The sequence below is a fragment of the [Clostridium] saccharolyticum WM1 genome, from assembly GCF_000144625.1.
Lineage (GTDB): Bacteria > Bacillota > Clostridia > Lachnospirales > Lachnospiraceae > Lacrimispora > Lacrimispora saccharolytica.
Genome location: NC_014376.1, coordinates 4,095,640 through 4,121,619, shown reverse-complemented (window position 1 = coordinate 4,121,619; position 25,980 = coordinate 4,095,640). Strand labels below are relative to the sequence as shown.

Genomic DNA, 25,980 nt, shown 5'->3' with positions numbered 1-25,980 from the left:
CTTAATATTGGAGGATTCAATGTCCGTAGAATCGAACAACAAAGCAATTTCTGTTAATAACGTAACAAAGATCTATAAATTATATGACAAGCCTGCTGACCGGTTAAAGGAGGCGTTAAGCCTGACCCATAAAAACTACCACCGGGATTTCTATGCTTTAAACGGCATTTCTTTTGATGTGGAAAAGGGACAAACCGTAGGGATCATCGGTACCAATGGATCAGGCAAGTCTACCATACTGAAAATCATTACAGGAGTCCTGACCCCAACCTCAGGCAGTCTGGAGGTCAACGGAGTGATTTCCGCTCTGCTGGAGCTGGGGGCCGGGTTTAATATGGATTATACGGGAATCGAAAATATTTACATGAACGGCACCATGATGGGGTTTTCCAAAAAAGAAATGGATGGGAAGCTTCAGGATATCCTGGATTTTGCGGACATCGGGGATTTTGTCTATCAGCCTGTGAAGACCTATTCCAGCGGTATGTTTGTCCGCCTGGCGTTTGCCCTTGCAATTAACGTGGAGCCTGAGATCCTGATTGTGGACGAGGCATTGTCCGTGGGAGACGTATTTTTCCAGGCAAAATGCTACCGCCGCATGGAGGAGATCCGTAAGAACGGAACCACCATTTTGATGGTTACACATGACATGGGAGCGATTATTAAATACTGTGACCGAGTCGTGGTTTTAAATAAAGGGAATTTTATTGCCGAAGGAGAGCCTGGTAAGATGGTGGATCTCTACAAAAAGATCCTGGCCAACCAAATGGAGGACCTTGGGGAAGAACTGGAAGAAATAAGAAATGGCGTATTAAGTGATTTCTCCGGGGAACAGGCTTCTGTCCGGGTGCAGTCCCAAAGCTCCCGCCAGGAGGGGCTAATGAAGGAAAAGCTGACCGTTAACCCCAACCGTACCGAATACGGCGACAAAAGGGCGGAAATCGTGGATTTCGGACTACTGGACGAAAGAGGAAATGTGACTAACCTTCTTCTGAAAGGGGAACGCTTTACCATAAAGGAACGGATCCATTTTCATACCAAGATAGAAACGCCTATCTTTACCTATACCATAAAGGATAAACGGGGTGCCGATTTAACCGGCACCAACACCATGTACGAGGACTCAGATGTACAGGCCGTGGGAAAAGGCGATGAATATGAGGTGGAGTTCAGCCAGAAAATGACCCTTCAGGGAGGGGAGTATCTCCTTTCCATGAGCTGCACCGGATTTGAGAACGGAGAACATGTGGTTTACCACCGCCTGTATGACATTGCAAACATTACGGTCATTTCCAATAAAAATACGGTAGGTATTTATGATATGGAACCGGAAGTAAGCTTAAAGCTTTTCCGGGCAGGAGAGTGAGGAGGAAACGTCCATGAATGATATCAGCCCTGAACTTAAAAAACTGTTTATAAAATACCATGGAGATACCAAAAAGCTGCTGCAGGAAAATCCCAAACTGGATTATCTGTATGCCTTTTCGGAGATCCGTGAAAATCTGCTGGAATGGTATGAATTCGATGAGGCGGGATCTCTGCTTCAGATAGGGTCTGATTATGGCGCTCTCACCGGCTTATACAGCAGACGGGTGAGACAGGTGACGGTCCTTGACCCGGACCGGGGCAATTTATCGGTCAACCGTCTTCGCAATGAGGGTCAGGAAAACATCCGGTATATAGCCGGAGACATAGATTCCTTTGAAGAGGAAGGCTTTGATTATGTGGTGATGGTAGGTTCTTTACAGCCGCCTTATGACACACATATAAAAAAGGCAAAATCTCTTTTAAAACCGGAAGGAAAGCTGATTCTTTCCCTATGCAACCGCTTGGGTCTTAAATATCAGGCCGGTGCGGTTCCTGACAGGAACCGCCTTTCCAGGACCGAGGTATTGGAGCTTTTGTGCGGAGAAGACAAAACCAGGGGCAAGGCAGAATTTTACTATCCCATGCCGGATTACCGCCTGCCCATCACCCTGTATTCCGATGGATATTTACCCGGTAAGGGAGATTTGACCCATGCCATCCTGGCCTATGATTATCCCAAGTATTTAAGGTTTGATTTGGGTAAGATGTATGACGAAGTATGTGAGGGAAAGCAGTTTGAGACGTTTGCCAATTCATTTTTAACCATTTGGAGCAGCCATGAAGAAAATTAACTTTGTAAAATACAACAGGACCCGCAGGGAAATGTTTCAGATCCGTACCAGTCTGGTGGAAGAGAATGGCTTTCCTTTTGTGGAAAAGACAGCCTTAAAGCCTGAGGGTGTTGCACATATCAAATCCCTTGGGGAAAAATATCAAAGCCTCTCGGCACAAAACCAGAGGCTGAAGGTTGCCGGTGTTACCATAAGCCCGGATGGAGGGACTGCCCGTTTCGATTTCCTGAAGGGTCAGACCCTTTCCGAGCTTCTGGGAAAAGAGATCCATGAGGGAAGGGTTTCCGTGTCCCATATGGAAGAGGGGATTTCCCTGATTACGGGCGTAAAGGAAAACTACATCATTCCCTTTGTCCTTACTCCGGAGTTTGAAGAGGTCTTTGGAGATCTTTCCCAGGCTGACGAAAGTATAAAAAAGGACTGGGCGTTTAAAACCTCCAACATTGACTGTCTTTTTGAGAACATTATGGTGACAGAGGATGGCCCTTACTGCCTGGACTACGAATGGGTATTTTCCTTTCCGGTCCCGGTCACCTTTGTAAAGTTCAGGGTGCTTTATTACTTTTATGAACAGTATAAAAGCCTTTTAACCTATGATTCCATAGAAGCCTATATGGAAGAGTTCGGCGTGGAGACTGAGCGCCTTAACACGTATGAGGAGATGGAACGGCGATTCCAGGAATATGTCCATGGAGAGAATCAGCAGATTTATCTGGTCAATTATATGCATGAGACCCATGCCCTTCCCGAGAATATGTATGGCTTGTCCCAGGTGATCGATGAGACAAAGGATCATATTTCCCAACTGGAGATGGAATTACGGGAAAAAGATGTGCTCATCTCCAGGCAGCAGGAGGAGAAAAGGCTGACTGACAATCATGTAACGAACCAGGAGATGATCATTCAAACGCTCCGGATGGATTGTGACAACATGAGTGAAATCATCGCCTGTCTTCAGAAACACCAGGCATTGGCCTACCGGGTCAGAAGAAAACTGGGGAGAATCTTTAATGAGAAGTTCCCCAAGGGGACCAGGAAGCGGAAACTGATGTTCTATGCCAAGGATACCGTACTTCATCCGCTGAAATCATTCCGCCTTTATACAACAGAGGAAGGGCGGAACCTGATCGAAGGGGACATGAAGATCGGAGAGGCCTACCGGGTTCAGGGAAAGCTCCGTTTCGTAAAAGAGGGTCACCCTATGGTGTCCATTATCATTCCGGTATACAATCAGATTCATTATACCTATGCCTGTCTTGCATCTATTCTGGAACATACCAAGGATGTGGTGTATGAAGTGATCATAGCGGATGATGTTTCTTCCGATGCAACGGCAGAGCTTTCCAAATTCACGGAAAACGTGATCATATGCCGCAATGAAACCAATCAGGGATTTTTAAGAAACTGCAACCAGGCCGCAAAAGCTGCCAGGGGAAAATATGTTATGTTTCTTAACAATGACACCCAGGTGACAGAAGGGTGGTTAAGCAGTCTGGTGAACTTAATCGAATCCGATCCCACCATCGGTATGGTTGGTTCCAAGCTGGTCTATCCGGATGGACGCCTTCAGGAGGCCGGTGGGATCATCTTCCGTGACGGCTCCGGCTGGAATTACGGACGCCTTGATGATCCCGATAAGCCGGAATACAACTATGTAAAAGATGTGGACTATATATCAGGGGCTGCCATCCTTCTTTCCAATGACTTATGGAAACGGATCGGAGGATTTGATGACCGTTTTGCCCCTGCTTACTGTGAAGATTCGGACCTTGCCTTTGAAGTGCGGAGGGCAGGCCTGCGGGTGGTCTACCAGCCACTGTCCAAGGTCATCCATTTTGAAGGTATTTCCAACGGAACGGATGTCAATGGTTCCGGCCTTAAGCGGTATCAGGTGGAAAATGGCCGTAAGCTAAGGGAGAAATGGGCGGAAGAACTGAAGCAGCAGAGTGAAAACGACGGAAATCCTGATGTTTTCCGGGCCAGAGAGAGAAGCCAGGGAAAAGACATCATTCTGGTGGTGGACCATTATGTTCCCACCTATGACAGGGATGCCGGATCCAAGACCACCTTCCAGTATTTGAAAATGTTTCTGGAAAAAGGCTATGTGGTGAAATTCCTGGGAGACAATTTTCTTCATGAAGAACCTTATTCCACTGCTTTGCAGCAAATAGGGATTGAGATCCTTTACGGCAGGGAATACCAGGCAAAGATCTGGGAATGGTTAAAGGACCATGGAAATGACATTAAGGTGGCTTATTTAAACCGCCCCCATATTGCTGCCAAATATATGGATTTTCTCAAAGATAAGACAAATATTAAGATGATTTATTATGGCCATGATCTGCATTTCTTAAGAGAAGGCAGAGAGTATGAGCTGACCGGAGATCCGAAAAAAAGGGAGTCCTCCGAATACTGGAAGTCCGTGGAGCTTCGCCTGATGAGAAAGGCTGCAGTCTCCTATTATCCGTCCTATGTGGAGCGTGAGGCCATTCATGAAATCGAGCCCTCCATTCATGTGAAGGCCATTGTGGCCTATGTTTATGAGAACTTCCTAAAACAGATTCCTGATGACTTTGAAAAGAGGGAAGGGCTCTTGTTTGTAGGCGGATTTGCCCATCCGCCGAATGCAGACGCAGTTTTGTGGTTTGCTCAGGAAATATTCCCTTTGATCCGGGAAAAGCTGCCCATTCATTTCTATATTGTTGGCTCCAGGGTGACGGATGAGATCAAGGCTTTGGAGCAGCCGGACAACGGGATCATTGTAAAGGGCTTTGTGTCCGAGGAAGAACTGGCGAGGCTTTATGTAAGCTGCAGGGTCGTGGTGGTACCGCTGCGTTACGGCGCAGGGGTCAAGGGAAAGGTCATTGAAGCCTTATATAACGGTGCTCCGGTGGTGACTACCTCCATTGGCGCAGAGGGCATCCCTGAGGCAGACCAGGTCATGGCAGTGAGAGATGAACCTGCTGCTTTTGCAGGGGAAGTGATTTCCCTGTATCAGGATAAGGCAAGGTGCAGGCAGATGTGCCTGGAAACCCAGAACTATATCCGAAAGTATCACAGCATAGAGGCGGCCTGGAACGTCATAGGAGAAGATTTTTAAAGGGCAGGATAAGGTTTAATTCCCCCCGTGCCGGCCGGACCAGCCAATGAATTATATCATGGCCGGTACGGAGGGGGGCCCGGTTGTGGTAATATGGAAGTCATATTTGTATGGAGAGAACGGAGCAAAGGAGAAGGCGGCGGGAAAGGAAGGGGATTGGATGGAAGAGAATCAAAGAGACCGGATTCAGTTCTGGGATATTTTAAAGGGAATCGGGATCGTATCCATTGTATTCGGCCATTCCCAAAACCTTGGGATCGCCATCCGGACGGTGTATTATTACCATCTGGCCATATTCTTTTTCATTTCAGGATATCTGTACAATGAAAAGCGTTACGGGGATGCCCCCTTTGACTTCTTTGCAAGGCGACTTAAGAATATGTGGGTGCCCTATTTTGCCTATGGGAGCATGTTCGTTTTATTACATAACCTACTTTCCTGGTGCTTGCTTTTTCCCTCTGAATCCTACTACGGCAAAAAGGAGATGCTTTTTGCCATGGCGAACACCCTGTTCCTGCGGTGTCCGGAAGGACCGTCAGGTGCCATGTGGTTTGTACCGCTTATGCTGGCGGCAGGAACCGGATTTACGGTCATCCTCTGGTTCTGCCGGAACTATCTTCCTTCTTCCCTCCGTTCCTGGGCGGCTGGAACTCTCTGCATTGCTGCAGGACTTTTTGGGGCCGCCATCAGCCGGAGGGAGATATTCTTAAGCTACCACCTTCAAACGGCCCTTTTGGTGATTCCGGTTTATTACGGCGGTTATGCGGTACGGACCTGGAAAATCCCCATGGAAAAATACATAACATGGTACGGCGCAGCCGCATGCGGAGGACTTTTTTATTATTTCCTGGTGTTTACCGGGGAGAGCGTGGAGCTGTCCGCCAATCAGATACCTGGCGGGATCAATTTTTATATCATATCCGCAGCCGGCATATATCTTTGCTGCTACGGGGCCAAATGTCTGGAGAAGATCCCCAAGGCAGGAAAAGCAGCAGCCCTCCTTGGAAAATATTCCTTTGACATCATGGCACTTCATTTTCTTGTATTTAAGCTCTGTGACAGGATTTATGCCCGGATTATACTGGAGCCTGCGGAAAACCAGGGAGGCTTCCCCCACTCCTATCCGGAGCTTCATATTCTGTATCTTGTCCTGGGAGCGGTCCTTCCGGTTCTTTTTGCAATGGCAGCCAGAAAGGCCATCCACTGCATGGGCCGCAAGCTCCGCTCCTGGGCAGGCCATCCACAGAACTGATCTCCCTGGATCGTTTTGCAGATGTGTGATATAATATCCAGGAAAGCAATGAGCAGTGCGAAATAAGGCATCAATGGGTTTCGTTGTGCCCGTACATAAGATAATCCATTGATGCCTTATTTCATAGGACGAATGCCCGTGAGCAGGTAAAACCAGGGTTTTACCTGCTGCACTGCCAACTCATAATAGAACAACGAATCAACGTGGTATCAGGAGGATACAGACATGCAAGCAGTTTTACTGGCAGGCGGACTTGGCACCAGGCTCCGTTCCGTGGTAAGCGACAGGCCCAAGCCAATGGCCCTGATCGGGGACAAGCCGTTTATGGAATATGTGGTAATGGAGCTTGTCCGACATGGGGTGACAGAAATCATATTTGCCGTAGGATACAAAGGCTCCATGGTAGAAGAATATTTTAAAGACGGGTCTCAATGGGACATCCGGGTTTCCTACGCTTATGAGGAAGAACTGTTAGGAACCGCAGGAGCCATTAAAAATGCAGGGGTTAAGGTGACAGAGGACCGGTTCCTTGTATTAAATGCAGATACCTTTTACCAGATCGATTACGGCAGACTGAAGTCTCTTAGTATGGAGCGGGATCTTGATATGGCCCTTGTGCTCCGGGAGGTACCTGATGTATCCCGGTACGGGCAGGCCGTTCTGGAAGACGGTTGGCTCAAAGCCTTTAATGAAAAAACGGAAGAAACCAGAAAAGGAACCATAAACGGTGGCATTTATTATTTAAAGCGCAGGCTGCTTGATGACATACCGGAAGGGAAGGTCTCGCTGGAACAGGATATGATTCCAAAGTGGCTTTCCGAAGGAAAAAAGCTGGGGGGTTTCGTTAGCGGCGGCTATTTCATAGATATCGGGATTCCTGAGGATTATTACCGGTTTGCCGGGGACGTGAAGAATCACCTTGCAGGTAATTACACCCCTTAAAATGGGGAGACTCTGCCCGGACCCATGGGCAGGAAGAAGAAAGGAGAGGTTGGCTTATGGTAATCAGAGGACGTGCTCCCCTGCGGGTGAGCTTTGGCGGAGGCGGGACCGATGTAGCCCCCTTCTGTGTGGAACAGGGAGGAGCAATTATCGGCAGTACCATCAATAAGTATGCATATTGCTCCATTGTGCCCCGGGAGGATGACCAGATCATCGTTCATTCCCTGGACTTTGACATGACGGTCAAGTATAATACCACAGAAAATTACGTGTATGACGGACGCCTGGATCTGGTAACGGCGGCGTTAAAGGCGATGAACATCAAGCAGGGCTGTGAGGTGTATTTGCAGTGTGATGCCCCTCCAGGATCAGGCCTTGGCACTTCATCCACGGTTATGGTGGCTCTTTTAACGGCCATGGCCAAGTGGAAAGGGGTGGAAATGGACAGCTATTACCTGGCAGACTTAGCCTATCAGGTGGAGAGAGAAGATTTAAAGATCGACGGAGGATACCAGGACCAGTACGCTGCAACCTTTGGAGGCTTTAATTTTATTGAGTTTCACGGACGCAATAATGTGGTGGTCAACCCACTCCGCATAAAGAAAGAGATCATTCATGAGCTGCAGTATAACCTGCTCCTTTGCTATACGGGGGATATTCACGTATCCGCCAACATTATAAAGGACCAGGTGAAAAACTATGAAAAGAAGGATCCCTTTGATGCTATGTGCGAGGTAAAGGCTCTTGCCTATGCCATGAAGGATGAACTGCTGAAAGGAAATCTTTACAGCTTTGGAAAGCTTCTGGATTATGGCTGGAAAAGCAAGAAGCGCATGAGCAGCAAGATATCCACTCCCCAGATTGACGAGCTTTATGAGGAAGCATTAAAGGCGGGTGCTCTTGGAGGAAAGCTTCTGGGAGCAGGCGGCGGCGGATTCCTTCTGGTGTACTGTCCCTATAATGTCCGCCATAAGGTGGCTGCGCGCATGGAAGCCGTAGGCGGACAGCTTACGGACTGGAACTTTGAGCTGCGGGGGGCCCAGGCCTGGATCACGGATGAATCGCGGTGGGATTACAAGGAAATCCGGGTGGCCATACCGGGAGGTGAATACCATTTTCCGCTATAGGGCCGGATAACGGGCGGTAAAAGGAGGGAAGGACCGTGGACAGAATCGTATTTTTAGACCGGGACGGAACCATCAATGAAGAAGTGGAATATTTGCACCGGCCTGAGGATCTGGTGATCCTTCCCGGAGTGCCGGAAGCCTTAAGTCGGCTTAGGGAGCAGGGATTCAAGCTTGTGGTGGTCACCAACCAGGCCGGAGTGGCAAGGGGCTATTATGGTGAAGGGGATGTGAATGCTCTCCATGAATACTTAAACAGCCTTCTTTCAAAGAAAGGAGCCTTTATCGACCGATTTTATTACTGCCCCCATCATCCGGTACACGGAATCGGAGAATACGGCCGGGAATGCCATTGCCGGAAGCCGGATATCGGGATGTTTGAGATGGCTGAGTCTTGCTTTCCGGTGGACAAGTCCCATTCCTACATGATCGGAGACAAGCTTCTGGATACGGAAGCAGGAAGAAGATACGGAGTGGGCACGGTTTTGGTGGGAACCGGGTACGGAAAGGAATTATACAGCGGGCTGACCGAGGAAGAGAGAAGGAATTTCTTTGATTCCTATGCCCCTACCATGAAAGAAGCGGTGGACTGGATACTGAATAGAGAAGGAGAGTGGAAATGATGGAACCTATGAACTATTTAGAAGAGCTTATGGAACGTTACCCTGTGCTGGACTGTGTAAAGTCACAGATCAGGGAAGCTTACGGGATTCTTGTAACATGCTATGAAAACGGCGGGAAGCTTTTGATCGCCGGAAACGGCGGAAGCTGTGCCGATGCAGAGCATATTGTGGGGGAACTGATGAAAGGCTTTGTAAAACGCCGCCCGGTTTCAGAGGAGTTTGCCGGTAGACTGTTAGAAGCAGACCCTCATCTTGGAAAAGAATTGGGAGAAAAGCTACAGGGAGGACTTCCTGCCATTGCCCTGACCGGTCATTCCAGTCTTTCCACGGCATTTTTAAACGATGTGGACGGGGAATTGATCTACGCCCAGCAAACCTGCGGATATGGAAAAAAGGGAGATGTATTGTTAGGCATATCCACCTCCGGGAATGCGAAAAATGTTATGTATGCGGTGACGGCAGCAAAGGCCATTGGCATGAAGACCATCGGTCTTGCGGGGAAGGATGGAGGACAATTAAAGAAGGCGGCAGATGTGACTATCGTTGCTCCGGAAACGGAGACGTTTAAGATACAGGAACTCCACCTTCCCATTTACCATACTCTCTGCCTGATGCTGGAAGAACGGTTCTTTTAACTGTAATGGCCGCAGCTCTGATGCAGAGATGCGTGGATTGAAATAAGAAAGGGGCGAAAGATGAAAGACAGACAATGGTTAACCGGGTGGAAGGACGAAATCATCGCAGCCGCACTTTTGCTTGGTTTTGCTTTTTTCATAAACAGGGGGATTGAGATCAAAGGGCTTTATATGGATGATTTATACCTTTGGTCCTGCTACGGAGAACAGTCCTTCCGTGAATTTGTATTCCCTTTGGGGAGCACCCGGTTCCGTTTCGTTTATTATCTGGCAGCCTGGCTGGAGCTGATGGTCACTGGAAGCCATATTGGCTGGTTTGTGCCCATTAATATCCTTTTAAACGGCTGTATTGCCTATACGGTCTATCGGTTTGGAAAGCGCTTGTCCGGAAGATGGCTGATAGGCATTTTCTGCGGAATTTCATACCTGCTCTCCCGAATGTCCTATTACCAGATCAGCCAGGTATACGGCCTCATGGAAAGTATGGCTTTATGGACTGCCATAGGTATTTTCTACTGTCTATACCGCTATGTAACTGAGGAAGAGGAAAGAAAATGGTTCCTGCCGGCTGCCACTGCTTTGTATTTTTCCATCTGCTTCATCCATGAACGGTATATGGTGCTTTTACCCTTGTTTTATGCCGCATTTCTCATGAAAAAAGAAAAGCGGAAAAAACCCTGGCTCAGTATCACCGGGACGTTCTTAGCCGTTCAGGCCATCCGCTTCCTTACCATCGGAAGCATTTCTCCGGCAGGGACCGGAGGAACGGATGTGGCGGATACCTTCCGCTTTTCAGATACCTTCCGCTATGCCGTAAGCCAGCTGCTCTACTTATTTGGGATCAATGCAGGTCCTGATCATTTAAACGGATTGAGCTGGGGGAGATCGCCGTACTGGATCTATGCTCTGGTAATATTTGCGGACCTCCTTCTGTTCGTGATGACTGTGATTTTTATGATAACTGTCATAAGGGAACGGGACCAGCTTAAAAAACGTATCCCAGTCATTTGCCTGTTCCTTTTATTCATCGCTCTGTGCATCGGCTCATCCAGTGTTACCATACGGGTGGAGACCCGGTGGATCTATGTCTCCATGACGGCAGCGTGGCTGTTTGCTGCCTATATGTGCGGTGTGGCAGTGCCCAAAGAAGAGGCTAAAACACAGCTTGCCAAGCCTCTTTTATACTGCGGCCTGTTCCTCCTTTACGGCGCTCTCATGGTTCCGGTGGAAAGCTTTTACCGGGGAAAATATGAGAACCTCTATTTCTGGTCCTCCCAGCTTCGGTATAATTCCCTTGCAGAAGAGACTTACGGAAAATATAAGGATGGCATATTTGGGAAAAGGATCTATATCATCGGTAATTCCTATGAAATGAGCGATTTCACTGCCAGAACCTTTTTCAAGACCTTTGATAAAAAGCGGCTGGCGGAAGGAACCGAGGTTTCATTTATTTCCTCCATCCACGACATCGGACTGGTGACTCCAAACATGATGATATTGAGAGAGGATCCGGCTCATAATGCTTTTCAGGATGTAACGGACTTTGTGCGTAACATAAAATTTGAACCGGTCTATGGCTGCTATGAAGACGGCTGGCTGGACGAAAGTGCCAAAATCCGGATCATGGCAGGGAAAGAAGGTACGATCGGCTTTAAATTCTATTATCCGGGCGTCATCACCGGCCTTGAGCAGGTCACTGTGACCGTTAATGGAGGGGAGAAATACGCGATCCCTATCCAATCCAATACGGTAACCGCCGAAATCGACGCACCGGCCTATCAGGTCACAGAGCTGGCCTTTGAAAGCAACTTTTACTATGAAGATGCAGCGGAGCAAAGAGGGGATAAACATCTTTCCATCGTTGCCACGGTAACTGCAAACTAGACTCCTTCGGCCCCGGCGGCTGAACTGCAAACACAAAGGAGGGCAGAGGTGAAATACATGAAGGGAAAGTATCTGTATGGTCTGTTGCCCCTTTTGGGGATCGTTTTTTGCCTATGGTACATTTTTACGGCGACCTGTGACGGGATTTATTCGGACTACATCCGCCTTGTAAACAGTTATCTGCCTGACGTATGGAATCCAACCAAATTTTTTGTGCCGGATATCCTGACCAGGATTCCGGTTAATTATCTGGGAAGGATCTTAAATATTACCTTTTTTGGATTCAATATCATGTTTGACCGGGTGCTGGGGGTACTGGCCCTGGGACTATCCGGTCTGGCATTGGGATGCTACTGCCTCCGCAGGAGGGTTTCACTTGTCTGGTTCGGGATCCTGACGGCAGTGCTTTTCAGTCTGAACAAGTGGGAAATGCTGACCAATGGAAGCGGCTGGGCACATTTCTTATCCTTTGCCTGTTTCTATTACCATTATGAGGTCATGGACCGGGTGTGGAGCGGTCAGGAGAAACGTCATGACAAGGCAAAGCTTATCCTTCTTCCGTTTTTCACAACCCTGCTGGTGGCAGGCCCTTACTGTGCCATTTATTCGGTGACACTCCTTTTCGCCTGCGGCCTGATGTTCCTGTTAAAAAAGGATGCCTCAGGGAGGCAGTGGGCCGGATACGGCCTTTGTACCCTGACCTCCCTTCTCCTTTACTTATGGAGCAATTCCTATGGCGTGGAAGACCATGCGGCTCCGGCCACGGTGCCCCTGCTGGTCCAGCTAAGGGACACCCCTGGTTTTTTCGTCCGTTTCTTCATTAAGTCTTTTTCTTCTATGGTCATAGGAGGAGAACAGGCAGAGAAGATCTTTCGGACGAATGTTCCCTATATGGTCCTTGGATTTCTCGTGATCCTGCTGTATCTCCTTGCCCTGTGGATTAACCTTCGGTACCGTTTGTATGAGAAAACGGTTCTTCCCGTGATCCTTATAGTATCAGGAGGGCTGAACCACGTTCTCATTCTTTTGTCCAGATGGATATTCCTTCAGGAAAATTATGGCTTAAGCTCCCGCTATGCCCTCCAATTCCAGTCAGGGATCCTTGGGATCCTGCTGACCTTTGCCTTAATATCAAAGCAAAAGGAGAGGAAGCGGAATGCATTTCTTCCCGTTGCGGCCTGTATGGCCTGTGTGCTGTTTCTGGCAGGAAACGGATACACCACCTATACAGAGATAAAAAAAGCCCCCAATCGCAGGGACAGCTTTGAAAGAATGGCGGATTTGGCCTTAAGCTTTGAAACGGCTACCGATGATGAACTGCGGGCCGGTTTTGAATACAGGCCCAGCCGGCCGGACAGCGGGGAAAAGGTGAGATCCGCATTGACCATTTTGAAGGAAAACGGATACAGCGTATTCCGAAATGATTTTAAACAGGAAGATTGAAAGAAGGGTATCTTTCGCCCTCTTTTGGATCAGACGGCAGCCGTATCCGATTGTAACATACGTATACAACAAAGATATTCGGGGGTTTTTATGGGGCGATCACAAAAACATGGATATGGTATCCTGCTGTTTATGCTGTTTTCGGCGGCAGGGATCCTGTATTCTTTGAATCAGATCTTAAACCAGGACGTTTTTCAGTGGATCATGAACCAGGAGGAATATAAGACCATGATGGCAGAGACGGCAAAGCTGTTTGCTGCCTTCTGTTTGTCAGGCCTTCTTTTTCCTAAGAACTGGCAGAAGCTTGGGGTTGTAGTCCTTCTTGCGGCGGTCTTTTTATGGGGCCATATGGCCTTTGTTCCGGTGCTGGTCTCCGGCCTTTATCTGGCCTATATTCTGTTCGTTGGGCATTTTCTCCGGGTATCCCTGTGGAAGCTTCCCAGGGAAGATGGTCCGGCCTCTGATTTTCTCACAGGTGCCTCTTCTCTTTTGGCCGTCTTTTGCCTTATGTCTGCCATTGGCATTGGCTCCATCCGGTATTTGACCATCTTCGTCCTTGTAAGTGCCGTGCTCCTGCTTTTTTTTGGAAGATCATGCCTGGGAGGCGGAGAAAAGAGAAACGCTCCGGCTTTTAAGGCAAAGGAGATATTTTTGCTGGCATTTCTTATTACCATGGTTTGCCTTCAGGCTGGAAGACTGAACATTGCCGTGGACTTTGACAGCCTGTGGTATGGTGTCAGGTCCCGGTATATTCTGGATAACGGCCATGGGATTTATGAAAATCTGGGAACCATTGGAATCGTATACACCTATTCCAAAGGATTTGAGGTTTTGACTCTGCCCCTATCCCAGCTTCCCTCCTACAGCTTTTTAACCTCGGTCAATCTGTGGCTGTCCTTGGGGGTCCTTTTTCTGGGGTACCAAATTGGCCGCATTTACATGAAACGGGATCAGGCAATCTTTTTAGCCGCCCTGCTGTCAGGGGTTCCGGGCATCATGAATATGGCAGTTACAGCCAAAAGTGATACCATCACGCTGCTTGTCCAGGAGATCATGGTGTATTACCTGCTCTGTTATATAAAAGCAGGGCAAAGGTCCTGGCGTTATCTGGGTTACGGGACGGCAGCCTATTTTTTCAGTCTGACCTTAAAACCAACGGCCCTGATCTTTTCCACCGCTGTATTTGGAATGGGATTTTTATACCTCCTTGGAAAGCTGCTGCTTCCCCAATTTGGAGCAGAAGAAAAAAACGGCGGCGGACTGGCGGTTGCTGCAGGAGCCCTACTGGCCTTAGTGGGTATCTGGGCGAGGACATTTCGATTGACAGGACTTCCTCTTACCTCAGTATTCTCCTCCCTGCTCACAAGGCTGGGATTTCATATAAAATATCCGTTTATGGTCAATTCCATCCCTCATTACGGCGCAGGAATGCCCTTTGGGGAAAAGGCTTTCCGTCTGGTAAAACGGCTTCATGGATTTTTGTTTTGCCCTGTGGGAGAGGATATGGATCATGTAATTCTGGCATGGGGTGGATTTCTTCTGTATTTTCTTCTTTTATTGTGGATTGCAAGCCGTTTTTACGGCAAGGATGTGGATAAAGGGAAAAATAACCAGCTCTCTGCTTTTCTAAACGTGATCTACGTACCCTTTCTTGTGGTCAATCTAATCAGCTTTGCCATGCTGACCCAGGTGGATGGGAACTACTTCATGCTTCTCTATGTGCTTACGTCTGTCTATGTCCTGAAGACGGCGGCAGAAGCCGGAGAAAAAACCCTGTGGCGGGGGGGCCTGGGGGTAGGAGTCTGGGTGCTTTTATTTTCTGTGTTTTTCACCTCCGTGACCAGCTGGAACTGGAGCCTTGGCTTTAGTCCGGTGTCATTTTCCCATAAAGGCTACTACGACCATAGGGAAGCTGCCAGGCAGGACATGGTTGCCAAGGGAAACCAAAAGATCTGGGAGATCCTCGCTGCAGACCCGGAAACCAGGCTGATTGCTATAGGAGATCATCCGGATGTGCTGGTATTCCCATGCAATGTCCAATCCTACGATGATATTACAGGAGCATGGGGAAATGTAGTTTTGGTCAAGAAAATGGATTACTTTGTGGAATTCATGGATTATGCAAAAACAGATTATGTCTATGTTCAGGCGGGCTATACGGGAGAAGAGAACCGTTCTTATACTCTGGTATGGGATTTAATCCAATGCGGAAAGCTGATACCCGTGTGCTATGACAACGGAAATCTTCTGGCTTCGGTGGATGTGAAGGGGAATTCCGGTGAAAAGTCAGCCCAGGCATTGACAGAGTTTGAACAATGTTATATAAAAAAGGAAGCTAATGAAATGCAATAGCCCCCTTGATTTATTAGGGGCAAAGGTTGAGAGAAAAAACATCTTTCAGCTTTAAATATGTGAATCAGCCGGATATGCAGGCATATCCCCTTGATTCATTAGGAGACCAAGGTTGAGAGAAAAGAAATCTTTCAGCCTTGAATATGTGAATCAGCCGGATATGCAGGTATATCCCCTTGATTCATTAGGAGACAAAGGTTGAGAGAAAAGAAATCTTTCAGCCTTGAATATGTGAATCAGCCGGATATGCAGGCATATCCCCTTGATTCATTAGGAGACAAAGGTTGAAAGAAATAACAGCTTTCAGCCTCGAATATGTGAATCAACCGGATATACAGGCATATCCCATGATTCACCAGGAGGCAAAATATGGGAAATACATTATCGGTCGTGGTATCATGCTACAATGAGGAACTGGCTCTTAAACAGTTCTATGAAGAAACGGCCAGCATTTTAAATAAACTTAACTGGGACTATGAACTGATCTTTGTCAATGACGGAAGCCAGGATGGGACCATGAAGGTCCTTGACCAATTATCCGGGCGGGATAAAAAGGTAAAGGTGATCAGCTTTTCCAGAAACTTCGGCCATGAGGCAGCCATGATCGCTGGCCTGGATTACAGCAGCGGCGATGGGATCGTCTGCATGGATGCGGATCTGCAGCATCCTCCCGAGTATTTACCGGAAATCATCAGAAAGTTTGAAAGCGGCTATGACATCATCAATATGGTCCGGACGAAAAATGAGTCCGCAGGCTGGTTCAAGAACTTTGCCTCTTCTTCCTTTTACCGTTTGATCAATGCGCTCTCCGATGTGAAGTTTGAACCAAATGCTTCTGATTTCTTCGCCATCTCCAGGCGGGCTTCTGATGTACTTAAGGATAATTACAGGGAAAAGGTCCGTTTTCTCCGGGGATATGTGCAGAACATTGGTTTTAATAAGACCACCATTGAATATGAAGCAGGAATCCGGGTGGCAGGTGAGAGCAAATACAGCATTAAAAAGCTTATGGTTTTTTCTTTAAATACCATCATGTGCTTTTCCAATCTGCCTTTAAAGCTTGGAATATATGCCGGATGCGGGGCAGGTCTTTTGGGGATCCTCATGATGATTTATACCATATGGAGCTGGGCGAGAGTAGGGACGCCAAACGGGTATGCCACCACCATTGTGCTGATCTGCTTCATGTTCGCTGTGCTGTTCCTGATCGTGGGGATCATCGGCAATTACATTGCCATTCTGTTTGCGGAACTGAAGGACAGACCTATTTATATCGTTGGAGAGACGAAGAATTTTTCGGATTAAGCAATCCGGTTGTATTTGAAGCGATATGTAAAAGAAGCTTTGCACCAGAGTCTTATATCATTTATTTGGTGTTAAGGGTCATAAAAAAGAACTGGGTAAGAAAAGAATTATTTAGACATTACGACTTTAAGACATTACGACTTTAAGACCTTAAGACCTTAAAACCTTAAGAGGCATAAATATAGCAAAAGAAGACTTGCTGCAGGGAGATTTAGAATATAATTAAAAAACAATACGCTTTGAACCGGCTCATATATGCCGTCATTCAAAGCGTATTTTCTGTTATTTAAGCTTCCTTATGCAGGCTGCTAGAACAGCCAGTTGATACAATAGGAGCCTGCAGTTTATTTATGTATTCCAGGGCCGATTTCCTTTGTCTGGCTGGCAGATTCTGCAGGTGTTGTCTCAGACTGGGAAGTCTGGCTTTCTGCTGTGTTTTCTCCGCCCGTCTGTCCCGCAGTTTCCTGAGGTGTCACCGTGCAAACACCGTTTGCATCAGCAGTATAGGAAACGCCATCCAATACAAATGCAGTAGAGGCCGCCATCTTTCCATCAGACGGATTTAGGTAATACTGCTGGCCATTGACCTGGGTCATGCCGGTCGCCATGGCACCGCTTCCGCCAAAGTAATACCAGGATCCGTCAATCTGTCTCCAGCCTACAGTCATCTTACCGGAGGAAGCGCTTAAATAATACTTTGCTCCCCGGTCCTCAAGCCAGCCGGACTGCATCTTTCCGTCATTCCCAATATAATACCAGTTTCCGTCAGGATTGACCCATCCTGTTGCCATAGTACCGCTCGGGCTAAAGAAATACCAGCTATTGTCTATGAGCTGCCAGCCGGTGGAAACCGCACCGCTTCCAGCAAGATAATACTTGGAGGTACCATCGGCCAGCCACCCGGTTGCCATAGATCCATCGTTATTTAAATAATACCGGGAACCGTTGTTATCCAGCCAACCAGTTGCCATTACACCGCTTTCCTGTAAGAAATACCGCTTGCTATTTATGTCCTTCCATCCGGTAGCCATCTGCCCGGAAGTTGGATCCAGATAATAATACTGATTGTTTAATTCCTTCCATCCGGTGGCCATTGCACCATTGGACTCCAGATAATAACGTGACCCGTTGTCAGAGAGCCATCCGGTATTCATGGATCCGCTTGGATTAAAGAAATACCATTTGTCGGAGAGCAGTTTCCAACCGATGTTCATCCGTCCTGTAGTCTCATCCAGATAATAACGCAGACCATCCTTATCAAACCATCCGGTGGCGGTCAGGCCCTCTTCATTCATGAAGAACCAGCCGGTACCGTCATTGATCCAGGCATTTTTCTGAATGGAATAGTTCTGGTAGTAATAGGTCTTCCCTCCAATGGTCCTCCACATATTCCCTGGAAGCTTTGGAGTCAGATCTTTGTAGAGAAAATCAATGTCTACGTTCCCGTTAATGCCATCAATGGAGCCGGTGCTGGTGACCTGCCACATGATCGGGTTGGCGTAGACATGCTTGGCTTCATACCGGGCCACCCACACATCATAAGGCATATTTGATAAATCAATTTTCTTTGATAACCAGTAATCATTGGCATATACGATGGGGTAATACCCTGCATCTGCAATGCGCTGACAGAATGCGTTGATCACTTCGCTGACCTGAGCCGGGGGAAGCGTACCAAGGGTTGCGCTGTCCTCTGCGTCAAAAGCGATGGGAAAAGAGATGGGATAATCCTTTACCAGACTGAGAACGAAATCTGCCTCTGCTCTGGCCATGTCCGGTGTGGTAGCCAGAGAATAAATATAGGCACCCACCTTAAGCCCTGCCGCTGATGCACCTTTTACATTGGTATGGAAATTGGGGTCTACAACACCCTTGGATCTGGTGCCCAGCATGACGAAGCTGACATCATCAGCCGCCACAGCCGCCCAGTTAACATTCCCCTGCCATCTGGAAACGTCGATCCCTCTGGCGATTGCCTGTTGAATCACCGTACCGTCCGCCAGCTGGTAATAGCCATTGACTTTTTCATAGGCCGCGGCCCAGGAGTCCATGGCCGGGCCAAACCCTGCAGACATCCCCATAAAGGCGCATAATGCGGCTGCGGCAAACCGCATGCCAATTTTCTTGTGTCTCAATGTGTTTCCTCCTTATCATTCAAGTATTTGACGAAATAAACTTGCATATCCGCCGGCTCATTGCCCGCAAAAATAAAGGGGTATCCGCGCCGAGGTGCAGATACCCACACAGATACTGACTCTTATGAGATCAACCGGGACCTGTCGTAAGCCCTGGTGACAGCTGATAGCCATTGCTGCCGGAAGGATTGGATGAACCGCCGGGAGTATCGTTTGAAGAACTTCCCGGAGCTCCGCTTAAGGTATTGCCGCCGGAAGAAGTTCCTCCCGGCCCGCCGGAGCCTGAGGTTCCTTGAGAAGATCCCCCTGGAGCAGTGGAAGTGTCTGTTGATGTCCCTCCGGGGCTGTTTCCGTTCGTTGAACCGGAAGGTGAACCGGAAGCATTCCCCTGATAAGCTCCGTTGGAGCCAAAGGTATAACTCTTTCCATCAATCGTAAGGGTGGTGTTCATCGCCATCTTACCGGTAGAAGGATCAAGATAATAGTAAACGCCGGAAAGCTGTATCCAACCGGTGGTCATATGTCCGGAATCATTAAAATAATACCAGGAGCCGTCCACCTGCTTCCATCCGTGAGCCATCTTTCCGTTGCTGGTATCCATGTAATATTTATTGGTTCCGTCACTGAGCCAGCCTGTCATCATCTTACCTAATACAGACTTGGAATCCACATTCAGATAATAGTAAGCATTGTCAATCTGCTTCCAGCCAGTGACCATTTTTCCGTCAGAACCGAAATAAAACCAGTCGCTTCCAATCTGTCCCCACCCAATGGTGCATTTGCCGTTTTCCTTGAAGTAATACCAGCCTCCGTCCATTTCCCGCCAGCCGGCAGACATCGAACCGTCACCCTTCATATAATAGTAGTCATTGCCTATTTTTAACCATCCCTTTACAAGGACACCTGTATCATCCATGAGGTAATAATATTTTCCCCCATCCTGAATCCACTTGGTAGCCATGGCGCCGTTGGAATGAAAATAGTACCAGTTTCCGTTGATTTGTTTCCACCCTGTAGCCATATAGCCGGTGGAAAGATCAAGAAAATAAAAGGTACCGTCAGATGTTTTTACCCAGCCTTTATGAGTGGAACCGTCCTGGTCAATATATTTCCACTTGGAACCATCTGCAACCCAGCCAGTGGCCCCCCAGGCTGTACCAGCCGGTATCAGGGCAGCGGTTCCTACAAGTCCTGCCATGAGCAGCGCTGTCAATTTTTTTCTATATCGCATACCGTTCCTCCTCCTGTTTAGCCGTTTTATTCATTTGTTATGGATCCGCAGTGCAGCTCGCAAAACCTGGGGTTTTACTCGCTCACGGGCTTTGCCTTATGAAATAAGCCGTGGAAAGATTTTCTTATGTGCAGGCACAACGAAAGTATTTCTCTGCCGTAAGTCCATATTTCTTAGCCTTAGGTCCGCAGTGCAGCACGCAAAACCTGGGGTTTTGCGTGCTCACGGGCTTCGCCTTATGAAATAAGCCGTGGAGAGATATTCTTATGTGCAGGCACAACGAAAGTATCTCTCTGCCGCAAGTCCATATTTCTTAGCATTAGGTCCGCAGTGCAGCTCGCAAAACCTGGGGTTTTACTCGCTCACGGGCTTTGCCTTATGAAATAAGCCGTGGAAAGATATTCTTATGTGCAGGCACAACGAAAGTATTTCTCTGCCGCAAGTCCATATTTCTTAGCCTTAAGTCCGCAGTGCAGCTCGCAAAACCTGGGGTTTTACTCGCTCACGGGCTTTGCCTTATGAAATAAGCCGTGGAAAGATTTTCTTATGTGCAGGCACAACGAAAGTATCTCTCTGCCGCAAGTCCATATTTCTTAGCCTTAGGTCCGCAGTGCAGCTCGCAAAACCTGGGGTTTTACTCGCTCACGGGCTTTGCCTTATGAAATAAGCCGTGGAAAGATTTTCTTTTGTGCAGGCACAACGAAAGTATCTCTCTGCCGCAAGTCCATATTTCTTAGCCTTAGGTCTGCAGTGCAGCTCGCAAAACCTGGGGTTTTACTCGCTCACGGGCTTTGCCTTATGAAATAAGCCGTGGAAAGATTTTCTTTTGTGCAGGCACAACGAAAGTATCTCTCTGCCGCAAGTCCATATTTCTTAGCATTAGGTCCGCAGTGCAGCTCGCAAAACCTGGGGTTTTACTCGCTCACGGGCTTCGCCCTATGAAATAAGCCATGAAAAGATTTTCTTATGTGCAAGCACAACGAAAGTATCTCTCTGCCGCAAGTCCATATTTCTTAGCCTTAGGTCTGCAGTGCAGCTCGCAAAACCTGGGGTTTTACTCGCTCACGGGCTTTGCCTTATGAAATAAGCCGTGGAAAGATTTTCTTTTGTGCAGGCACAACGAAAGTATCTCTCTGCCGCAAGTCCATATTTCTTAGCATTAGGTCCGCAGTGCAGCTCGCAAAACCTGGGGTTTTACTCGCTCACGGGCTTCGCTCTATGAAATAAGCCATGAAAAGATTTTCTTATGTGCAGGCACAACGAAAATCTTCTCCTGCCTTATTTCGCACTGCTCATTGCTTTCGTGTACATTATAGCATAATAATGGTAAGAATACCTAAATATTTTATTACGATTTGCGGACAAATTCCAAAAATATCATATTTTGGGGATTTCGGAGCATTTTTTATAATAGTTTTTGGCATAACGATACATGATTATGGTGTATTCGCCAAATTCCTCCCCTAAGGCTGCCTTATATACCGCCCATAGGCTCCACAGGAAGCCTCCCAGAGCGATATAGGCATAAATGGTGTAACGTTCTTCGTCCGTTGGCTCTCTGTCCAGATAGATTCTTATGAGATCATCGGTCTGCTTTTCATCGTAATAGGAATAAATGGCACACATACTGATATCCACAAGAGGATCGCACATCCCGGAATATTCCCAGTCAATTAAACGCACTTCGCCGCCAGGCAGCATTAGGAAGTTGTCCACTACGGTATCAATGTGGGATAGGACCTTTTCGTGATTAAAGCTGTCCAGCTTGTTGATAAGCTCTGTCATTTGCCTGCGGACAATGGTATAATCATCAAAAAGGATGTCACCATGGGCCTTGCAAAGCGTTTCATAGAAATCGATCCGTTCGCGAATATCGAAGGTATGGTCCACTTTAAGCCCTGATTTATGAAATTTCCGGACGACTGCCATGCAGCGCTCCATTTCTTCCTGATTGTCAGGATCTGCATTGTGGGCACCTTCATAAAATTCTGCAATTTTATATCCTGTTTCACCATTAAAGTAAATGACCTTTTCCGAGATATCCAGTCCGCTTAAGGCATCATAAACGGCTTTTTCCTGCTGCCGGTTGATAAGCAGTTCGGTTCCGGGTCCAGGGATGCGGCAGATATAATGACGGTCCTTAATTTTAAAAAGGAAGGACTTGTTGGTCATACCCGCTTTTAAGCAGCGGATTTCCGTGATCTCTGATTCCGGCACCTGAAAGACGTCTGATACCAGCTCCATGGCTTCATTATCGGAATGGCGCTGGTATTTTAAGTCGAAACGGCGAAGTTCCTCCAGGTTCTCAAATTCATAAACCTCGTCAGCTGGTCTCCGGTTTATGAACAGGTCAATGTCCTTTTTTGCCTCCGGAATATGGGGGAGCCTTTTTGCAGCTTCGCCGGACAGCATTTCCATATAGACATTTTCCCAGTAAAACTGTTCTGTTCCGGGAAGGTTGTAATAATTTTCCAGGACGGTTAAGAACTGTTCTGAGAAGGTTCTGGAGAAAAAGACCGGCCCATACATTACCCACTTATCCTGGCCGCCAACGGATACATTTAAAATGCGTCCCTTCTTATTATAATCAAGGCACCATTCAGAGGTATCTCCTTCCATATATGATGCCGAGTACCAAGCACCGCCTTCATAGGCATGGTACATGTTGTGGCGCATCCAGTTGTCGGAAGAAAGAACATACATATTTTTCCCGCGAAGGATATGGCGGGCGTGATAAATGGTGGTAAGGGTATTTTTGTGGGAATATTCAGGATTATATAAAAGCTTCACCTGATATTTGTCTATCAGATATTCAAATTTTTCTTTTAAATAGCCCACTACAATGGTAATGTTCTTAATTCCCGCTTCGTGGAGCTGCCGGATCTGCCGTTCAATCATGCGCTCTCCAAATACCTCCAGAAGTCCTTTTGGGGTTTCAAAAGTTAAGGGAACAAAGCGGGAGCCAAAACCAGCGGCTATGATGACGGCTCCGTCAACCTTATTTTGGCTTAGCAGGGCTTGTCCTGCCGGCAGCAGTTCGTAGGTGTCGCTTCCGCTTCCGATCTCAATATAATTTTTTTCAATGCATTCCTTTATCAGATTATTAACGGTTCCCAGGGAAACGTTAAGTTCTTTGGATAAATCTCTTTGTGTTACTGCCGGATTTTCCAGAATGGAGCGGCATATGATGACATTACGATCCATAGTTAATTGACCTCCGTATCGGTTATAGTTGGTGTAGGGGTGTTGATATGATGTGTTCAAATATAGCGCTTATTGTAAATATATGAACATTATACCATTGGAATGGAAAATTGCAATAGGAGATTGTAATAGGAGATTGCATATGGAGGATTATTATGAGATTAAAAGATTAGGGAGAGAGTTTGATAACTTGTCAGTGGAAGAATGCGATAGGGGGCTGTAGTAAGAGAAAACACGATAAAAGGTTCCGATAATGGTTTTAAGGCTTGGATGGAATATAGATATGTGAAGATTTAATATAAGATACGGTTTCATCCTATTTAATATTATGAATTAACCAGTTTGTGAGTATGTGAGTAAAAAATTGTTTTAGGGAGAAAAGGCCGGCGGTTCATAATGGGAAGAAGCTCCTGCATTCTGCTGCTAAGCTTGATTCTTAATGGGATTAATGAGGGGAATACCGCTTATTATGCCTCTAAAAACAGGATTGTACTTATAAAAATACAATTTTGTTGCGGAAGACAATTTTCGTAATGATTATGTAAGAAAATGCACAGAGAAATGTTATAGCATTTTCCTAAAAAATGTATTATACTATTCCATGTGATGGAGGAATTGATAGCTTCTGCCGGAATTGTAAATATTTTTTTCTTTTTGCAAAAAATGCAAAAAAAGTAAAAAAGGTATTGATAATTTCCAATATTAGAAGTATAATTACCTCGTAATGCAATTAGGAATTTCGAAAAAAATATTTCAAAAAGAAAAAAGGAGAGTGCATTAATTATGAGAAAGCAGACAAAATTAGTTGCTGTATTATCCACAGCAGCATTGCTTGCATTAGGCGCTTCCATGTCTTCTTTCGCAGCAACCGGCTGGCAGGAAGAAAATGGTACATGGGTGTACTATAATAAGAGCGGCGATTTAGAAACAGAGAAATGGGAAAAATCCGGCGACAACTGGTTCTACCTTAACGAAGATGGAGAAATGGCTACGGATGTTGTTGTTGAATACAGTGACAACTACTATTATGTAGATGAAAACGGTGCTATGGTTACCAACAAGTGGGTATCCGTTGAGAATGATGATTATGACGGCGGCGATGATGATGAAGAGCCCATGAACCACTGGTATTACTTCGGCTCTAACGGAAGAGCTTACAAGAGCTCTACCACCGGAAATAATGCTTCTTTCAAAACAATCAATGGAAAGAAATATATCTTTGATGATGAAGGCAAGATGCTGTTTGGCTGGATTGACGAAAGCGGTGACCGGGTAACTGGTGATGACAAGTGGCGTGACGGCGTTTACTATTGCGGTGATGAAAATGATGGTGCTCAGAGAGTCGGCCAGTGGGAGTATCTGGATATTGTAGATAACAGCTATGATAGTGCGGTTGATCCTGGTATCTCCAGCGACAATGTATTTGATGATGAAGATCAGACCCGTTATTTCTATTTCAAGACTAATGGTAAGAAGATGACCGATGAAAAGGGCAAGACCATTAATGGAAAGAAGTACAGCTTTGATAAAGATGGCCGTATGAATGCGGAATGGGTTAACTGGGAAGCAACTCCTACCGAGACAAAGTCAACAGACAGCACTGCAACTACCAGCCAGGGAAATGCTGTTTACACCAGAGGATTCAGATATTATGGAAGTCCGGAAGATGGCGCCAGAGTAACCAAGGGCTGGTTCCAGGTTGTGCCTGATTCTTATTTGAACAAAGGCGACTATGATGATGATGAGAACAACTGGTACTATTCTGATAAGGATGGTAAATTAGTAGCATCTGAAATCAAGACCATTAATGGAAAGAAATATGCTTTCGATTCCTATGGCGTAATGAAGGATGGCCTGGTTGCCATTAAGTTTGTCGGAAACAGCACAACAGATATTGATGATGTAGCAGGTGATGACGACTTAGATGATTACAACTTTGATACAGAAGATGAATTCAAGGATAATGTATCTGGTCTGTATAAGACTGCAAAATACAAACTGTACTATTTTGGTAACGGCGATGACGGTGCTATGAAGACCGGCAAGCAGAATGTTACCATTGACGGAGACTCCTTCCAGTTCTTATTTAACAAGTCCGGAAGCTCTAAGGGACAGGGTAAATTTGGCGTTGATGATGACAAATATTACCTTGGAGGTATGTTGTTAAAGGCTGATAAGGACGACAAGTATTCTGTAGTTAAGGCGACTACTGTCAATGGAGAATATACAGAAATTAAGCTTCTGACAACAGAGAAGTTCTTAGATGATGTTAAAGCAGAAAAAGTAACCGAAAAAGGTTATGATGAATTCTATAAATTTGATGCAAAAGATAAGAAAGAAGTAACTGCAGATGGTACTGTAGAGACAATTTATAGACTGGTTAACACATCTGGTACGGTTCAGAAGAGTAAGACCAAAGCAAAAGACGGAGATGACCGTTGCTATAAAGTCAATGGCAGCAAAATAATCGAAAATGTATTTGTAGAGGATTAATTCATCATTGAATGAATAATTTTAGCTGCTGATCAAGGGCCGTTGTACCATTGTTGAGAGATCAACCTGGGGCAGCGGCCCCATTTTATAAGGATTTA

The 25,980-nt window shown here is 46.6% G+C and carries 16 protein-coding genes; 13 read left to right on the top strand and 3 right to left on the bottom strand.

Annotation, left to right across the window (positions count from 1 at the left end; translation table 11 throughout):
• The first annotated feature begins 19 nt into the window (after nt 1–19).
• From CLOSA_RS19135 to CLOSA_RS19080, 12 genes are all read left to right on the top strand, one after another.
• Complete coding sequence (locus CLOSA_RS19135; RefSeq protein ID WP_013274376.1) at nt 20–1,366, top strand: ABC transporter ATP-binding protein; 1,347 nt, start codon at nt 20–22, stop codon at nt 1,364–1,366.
• A gap of 13 nt (nt 1,367–1,379) precedes the next feature.
• Entirely contained in the window at nt 1,380–2,159 is a 780-nt protein-coding gene (locus tag CLOSA_RS19130) for a class I SAM-dependent methyltransferase (protein WP_013274375.1), read from the top strand.
• Nucleotides 2,146–5,259, top strand: a complete 3,114-nt coding sequence (locus tag CLOSA_RS19125; protein WP_013274374.1) for a glycosyltransferase — start codon at nt 2,146–2,148, stop codon at nt 5,257–5,259. Before CLOSA_RS19130 ends, CLOSA_RS19125 begins: the two co-directional genes overlap by 14 nt.
• 85 nt (nt 5,260–5,344) lie before the next feature.
• The gene (locus CLOSA_RS19120) at nt 5,345–6,511 is read left to right on the top strand and encodes an acyltransferase family protein (protein WP_157669040.1); all 1,167 of its coding nucleotides are present in this window, start codon (nt 5,345–5,347) and stop codon (nt 6,509–6,511) included.
• Between the two features lie 225 nt (nt 6,512–6,736).
• Entirely contained in the window at nt 6,737–7,453 is a 717-nt protein-coding gene (locus tag CLOSA_RS19115; protein WP_013274372.1) for a nucleotidyltransferase family protein, read from the top strand.
• Between the two features lie 56 nt (nt 7,454–7,509).
• The gene (locus CLOSA_RS19110; RefSeq protein WP_013274371.1) at nt 7,510–8,580 is read left to right on the top strand and encodes a GHMP family kinase ATP-binding protein; all 1,071 of its coding nucleotides are present in this window, start codon (nt 7,510–7,512) and stop codon (nt 8,578–8,580) included.
• A 35-nt stretch (nt 8,581–8,615) separates the two neighbouring features.
• Nucleotides 8,616–9,200: a D-glycero-alpha-D-manno-heptose-1,7-bisphosphate 7-phosphatase gene (locus CLOSA_RS19105; protein WP_013274370.1), complete on the top strand. Its 585-nt coding sequence runs from the start codon at nt 8,616–8,618 to the stop codon at nt 9,198–9,200.
• Entirely contained in the window at nt 9,200–9,835 is a 636-nt protein-coding gene (locus CLOSA_RS19100; RefSeq protein WP_041709476.1) for a D-sedoheptulose-7-phosphate isomerase, read from the top strand. The genes CLOSA_RS19105 and CLOSA_RS19100 overlap by 1 nt, the downstream gene beginning before the upstream one ends.
• 60 nt (nt 9,836–9,895) lie before the next feature.
• Entirely contained in the window at nt 9,896–11,719 is a 1,824-nt protein-coding gene (locus CLOSA_RS19095) for a hypothetical protein (RefSeq protein ID WP_013274368.1), read from the top strand.
• Nucleotides 11,720–11,776: 57 nt separating this feature from the next.
• Nucleotides 11,777–13,162, top strand: a complete 1,386-nt coding sequence (locus CLOSA_RS19090; RefSeq protein WP_013274367.1) for a hypothetical protein — start codon at nt 11,777–11,779, stop codon at nt 13,160–13,162.
• A gap of 90 nt (nt 13,163–13,252) precedes the next feature.
• Nucleotides 13,253–15,514, top strand: a complete 2,262-nt coding sequence (locus CLOSA_RS19085; protein WP_013274366.1) for a hypothetical protein — start codon at nt 13,253–13,255, stop codon at nt 15,512–15,514.
• A 369-nt stretch (nt 15,515–15,883) separates the two neighbouring features.
• Entirely contained in the window at nt 15,884–16,819 is a 936-nt protein-coding gene (locus CLOSA_RS19080) for a glycosyltransferase family 2 protein (RefSeq protein ID WP_013274365.1), read from the top strand.
• A 344-nt stretch (nt 16,820–17,163) separates the two neighbouring features.
• Here CLOSA_RS19080 and CLOSA_RS19075 read toward each other — a convergent pair whose 3' ends face one another.
• The 3 genes from CLOSA_RS19075 to CLOSA_RS19065 all read right to left on the bottom strand — a co-directional run bounded on the left by CLOSA_RS19075 (nt 17,164) and on the right by CLOSA_RS19065 (nt 23,389).
• Nucleotides 17,164–18,954 carry a GH25 family lysozyme gene (locus tag CLOSA_RS19075; RefSeq protein WP_013274364.1) on the bottom strand — a complete coding sequence of 597 codons (1,791 nt, stop codon included), beginning with the start codon at nt 18,952–18,954 and terminating at the stop codon, nt 17,164–17,166.
• A 130-nt stretch (nt 18,955–19,084) separates the two neighbouring features.
• Nucleotides 19,085–20,185: an N-acetylmuramoyl-L-alanine amidase family protein gene (locus CLOSA_RS19070; protein ID WP_013274363.1), complete on the bottom strand. Its 1,101-nt coding sequence runs from the start codon at nt 20,183–20,185 to the stop codon at nt 19,085–19,087.
• 1,377 nt (nt 20,186–21,562) lie between these two features.
• Nucleotides 21,563–23,389, bottom strand: coding sequence for a sugar phosphate nucleotidyltransferase (locus CLOSA_RS19065; RefSeq protein ID WP_013274362.1), 1,827 nt, complete (start codon nt 23,387–23,389; stop codon nt 21,563–21,565).
• 783 nt (nt 23,390–24,172) lie between these two features.
• Between CLOSA_RS19065 and CLOSA_RS19060 the strand changes: the two genes are divergently transcribed.
• Nucleotides 24,173–25,882: a cell wall-binding protein gene (locus CLOSA_RS19060; protein WP_013274361.1), complete on the top strand. Its 1,710-nt coding sequence runs from the start codon at nt 24,173–24,175 to the stop codon at nt 25,880–25,882.
• Nucleotides 25,883–25,980: the final 98 nt, after the last annotated feature.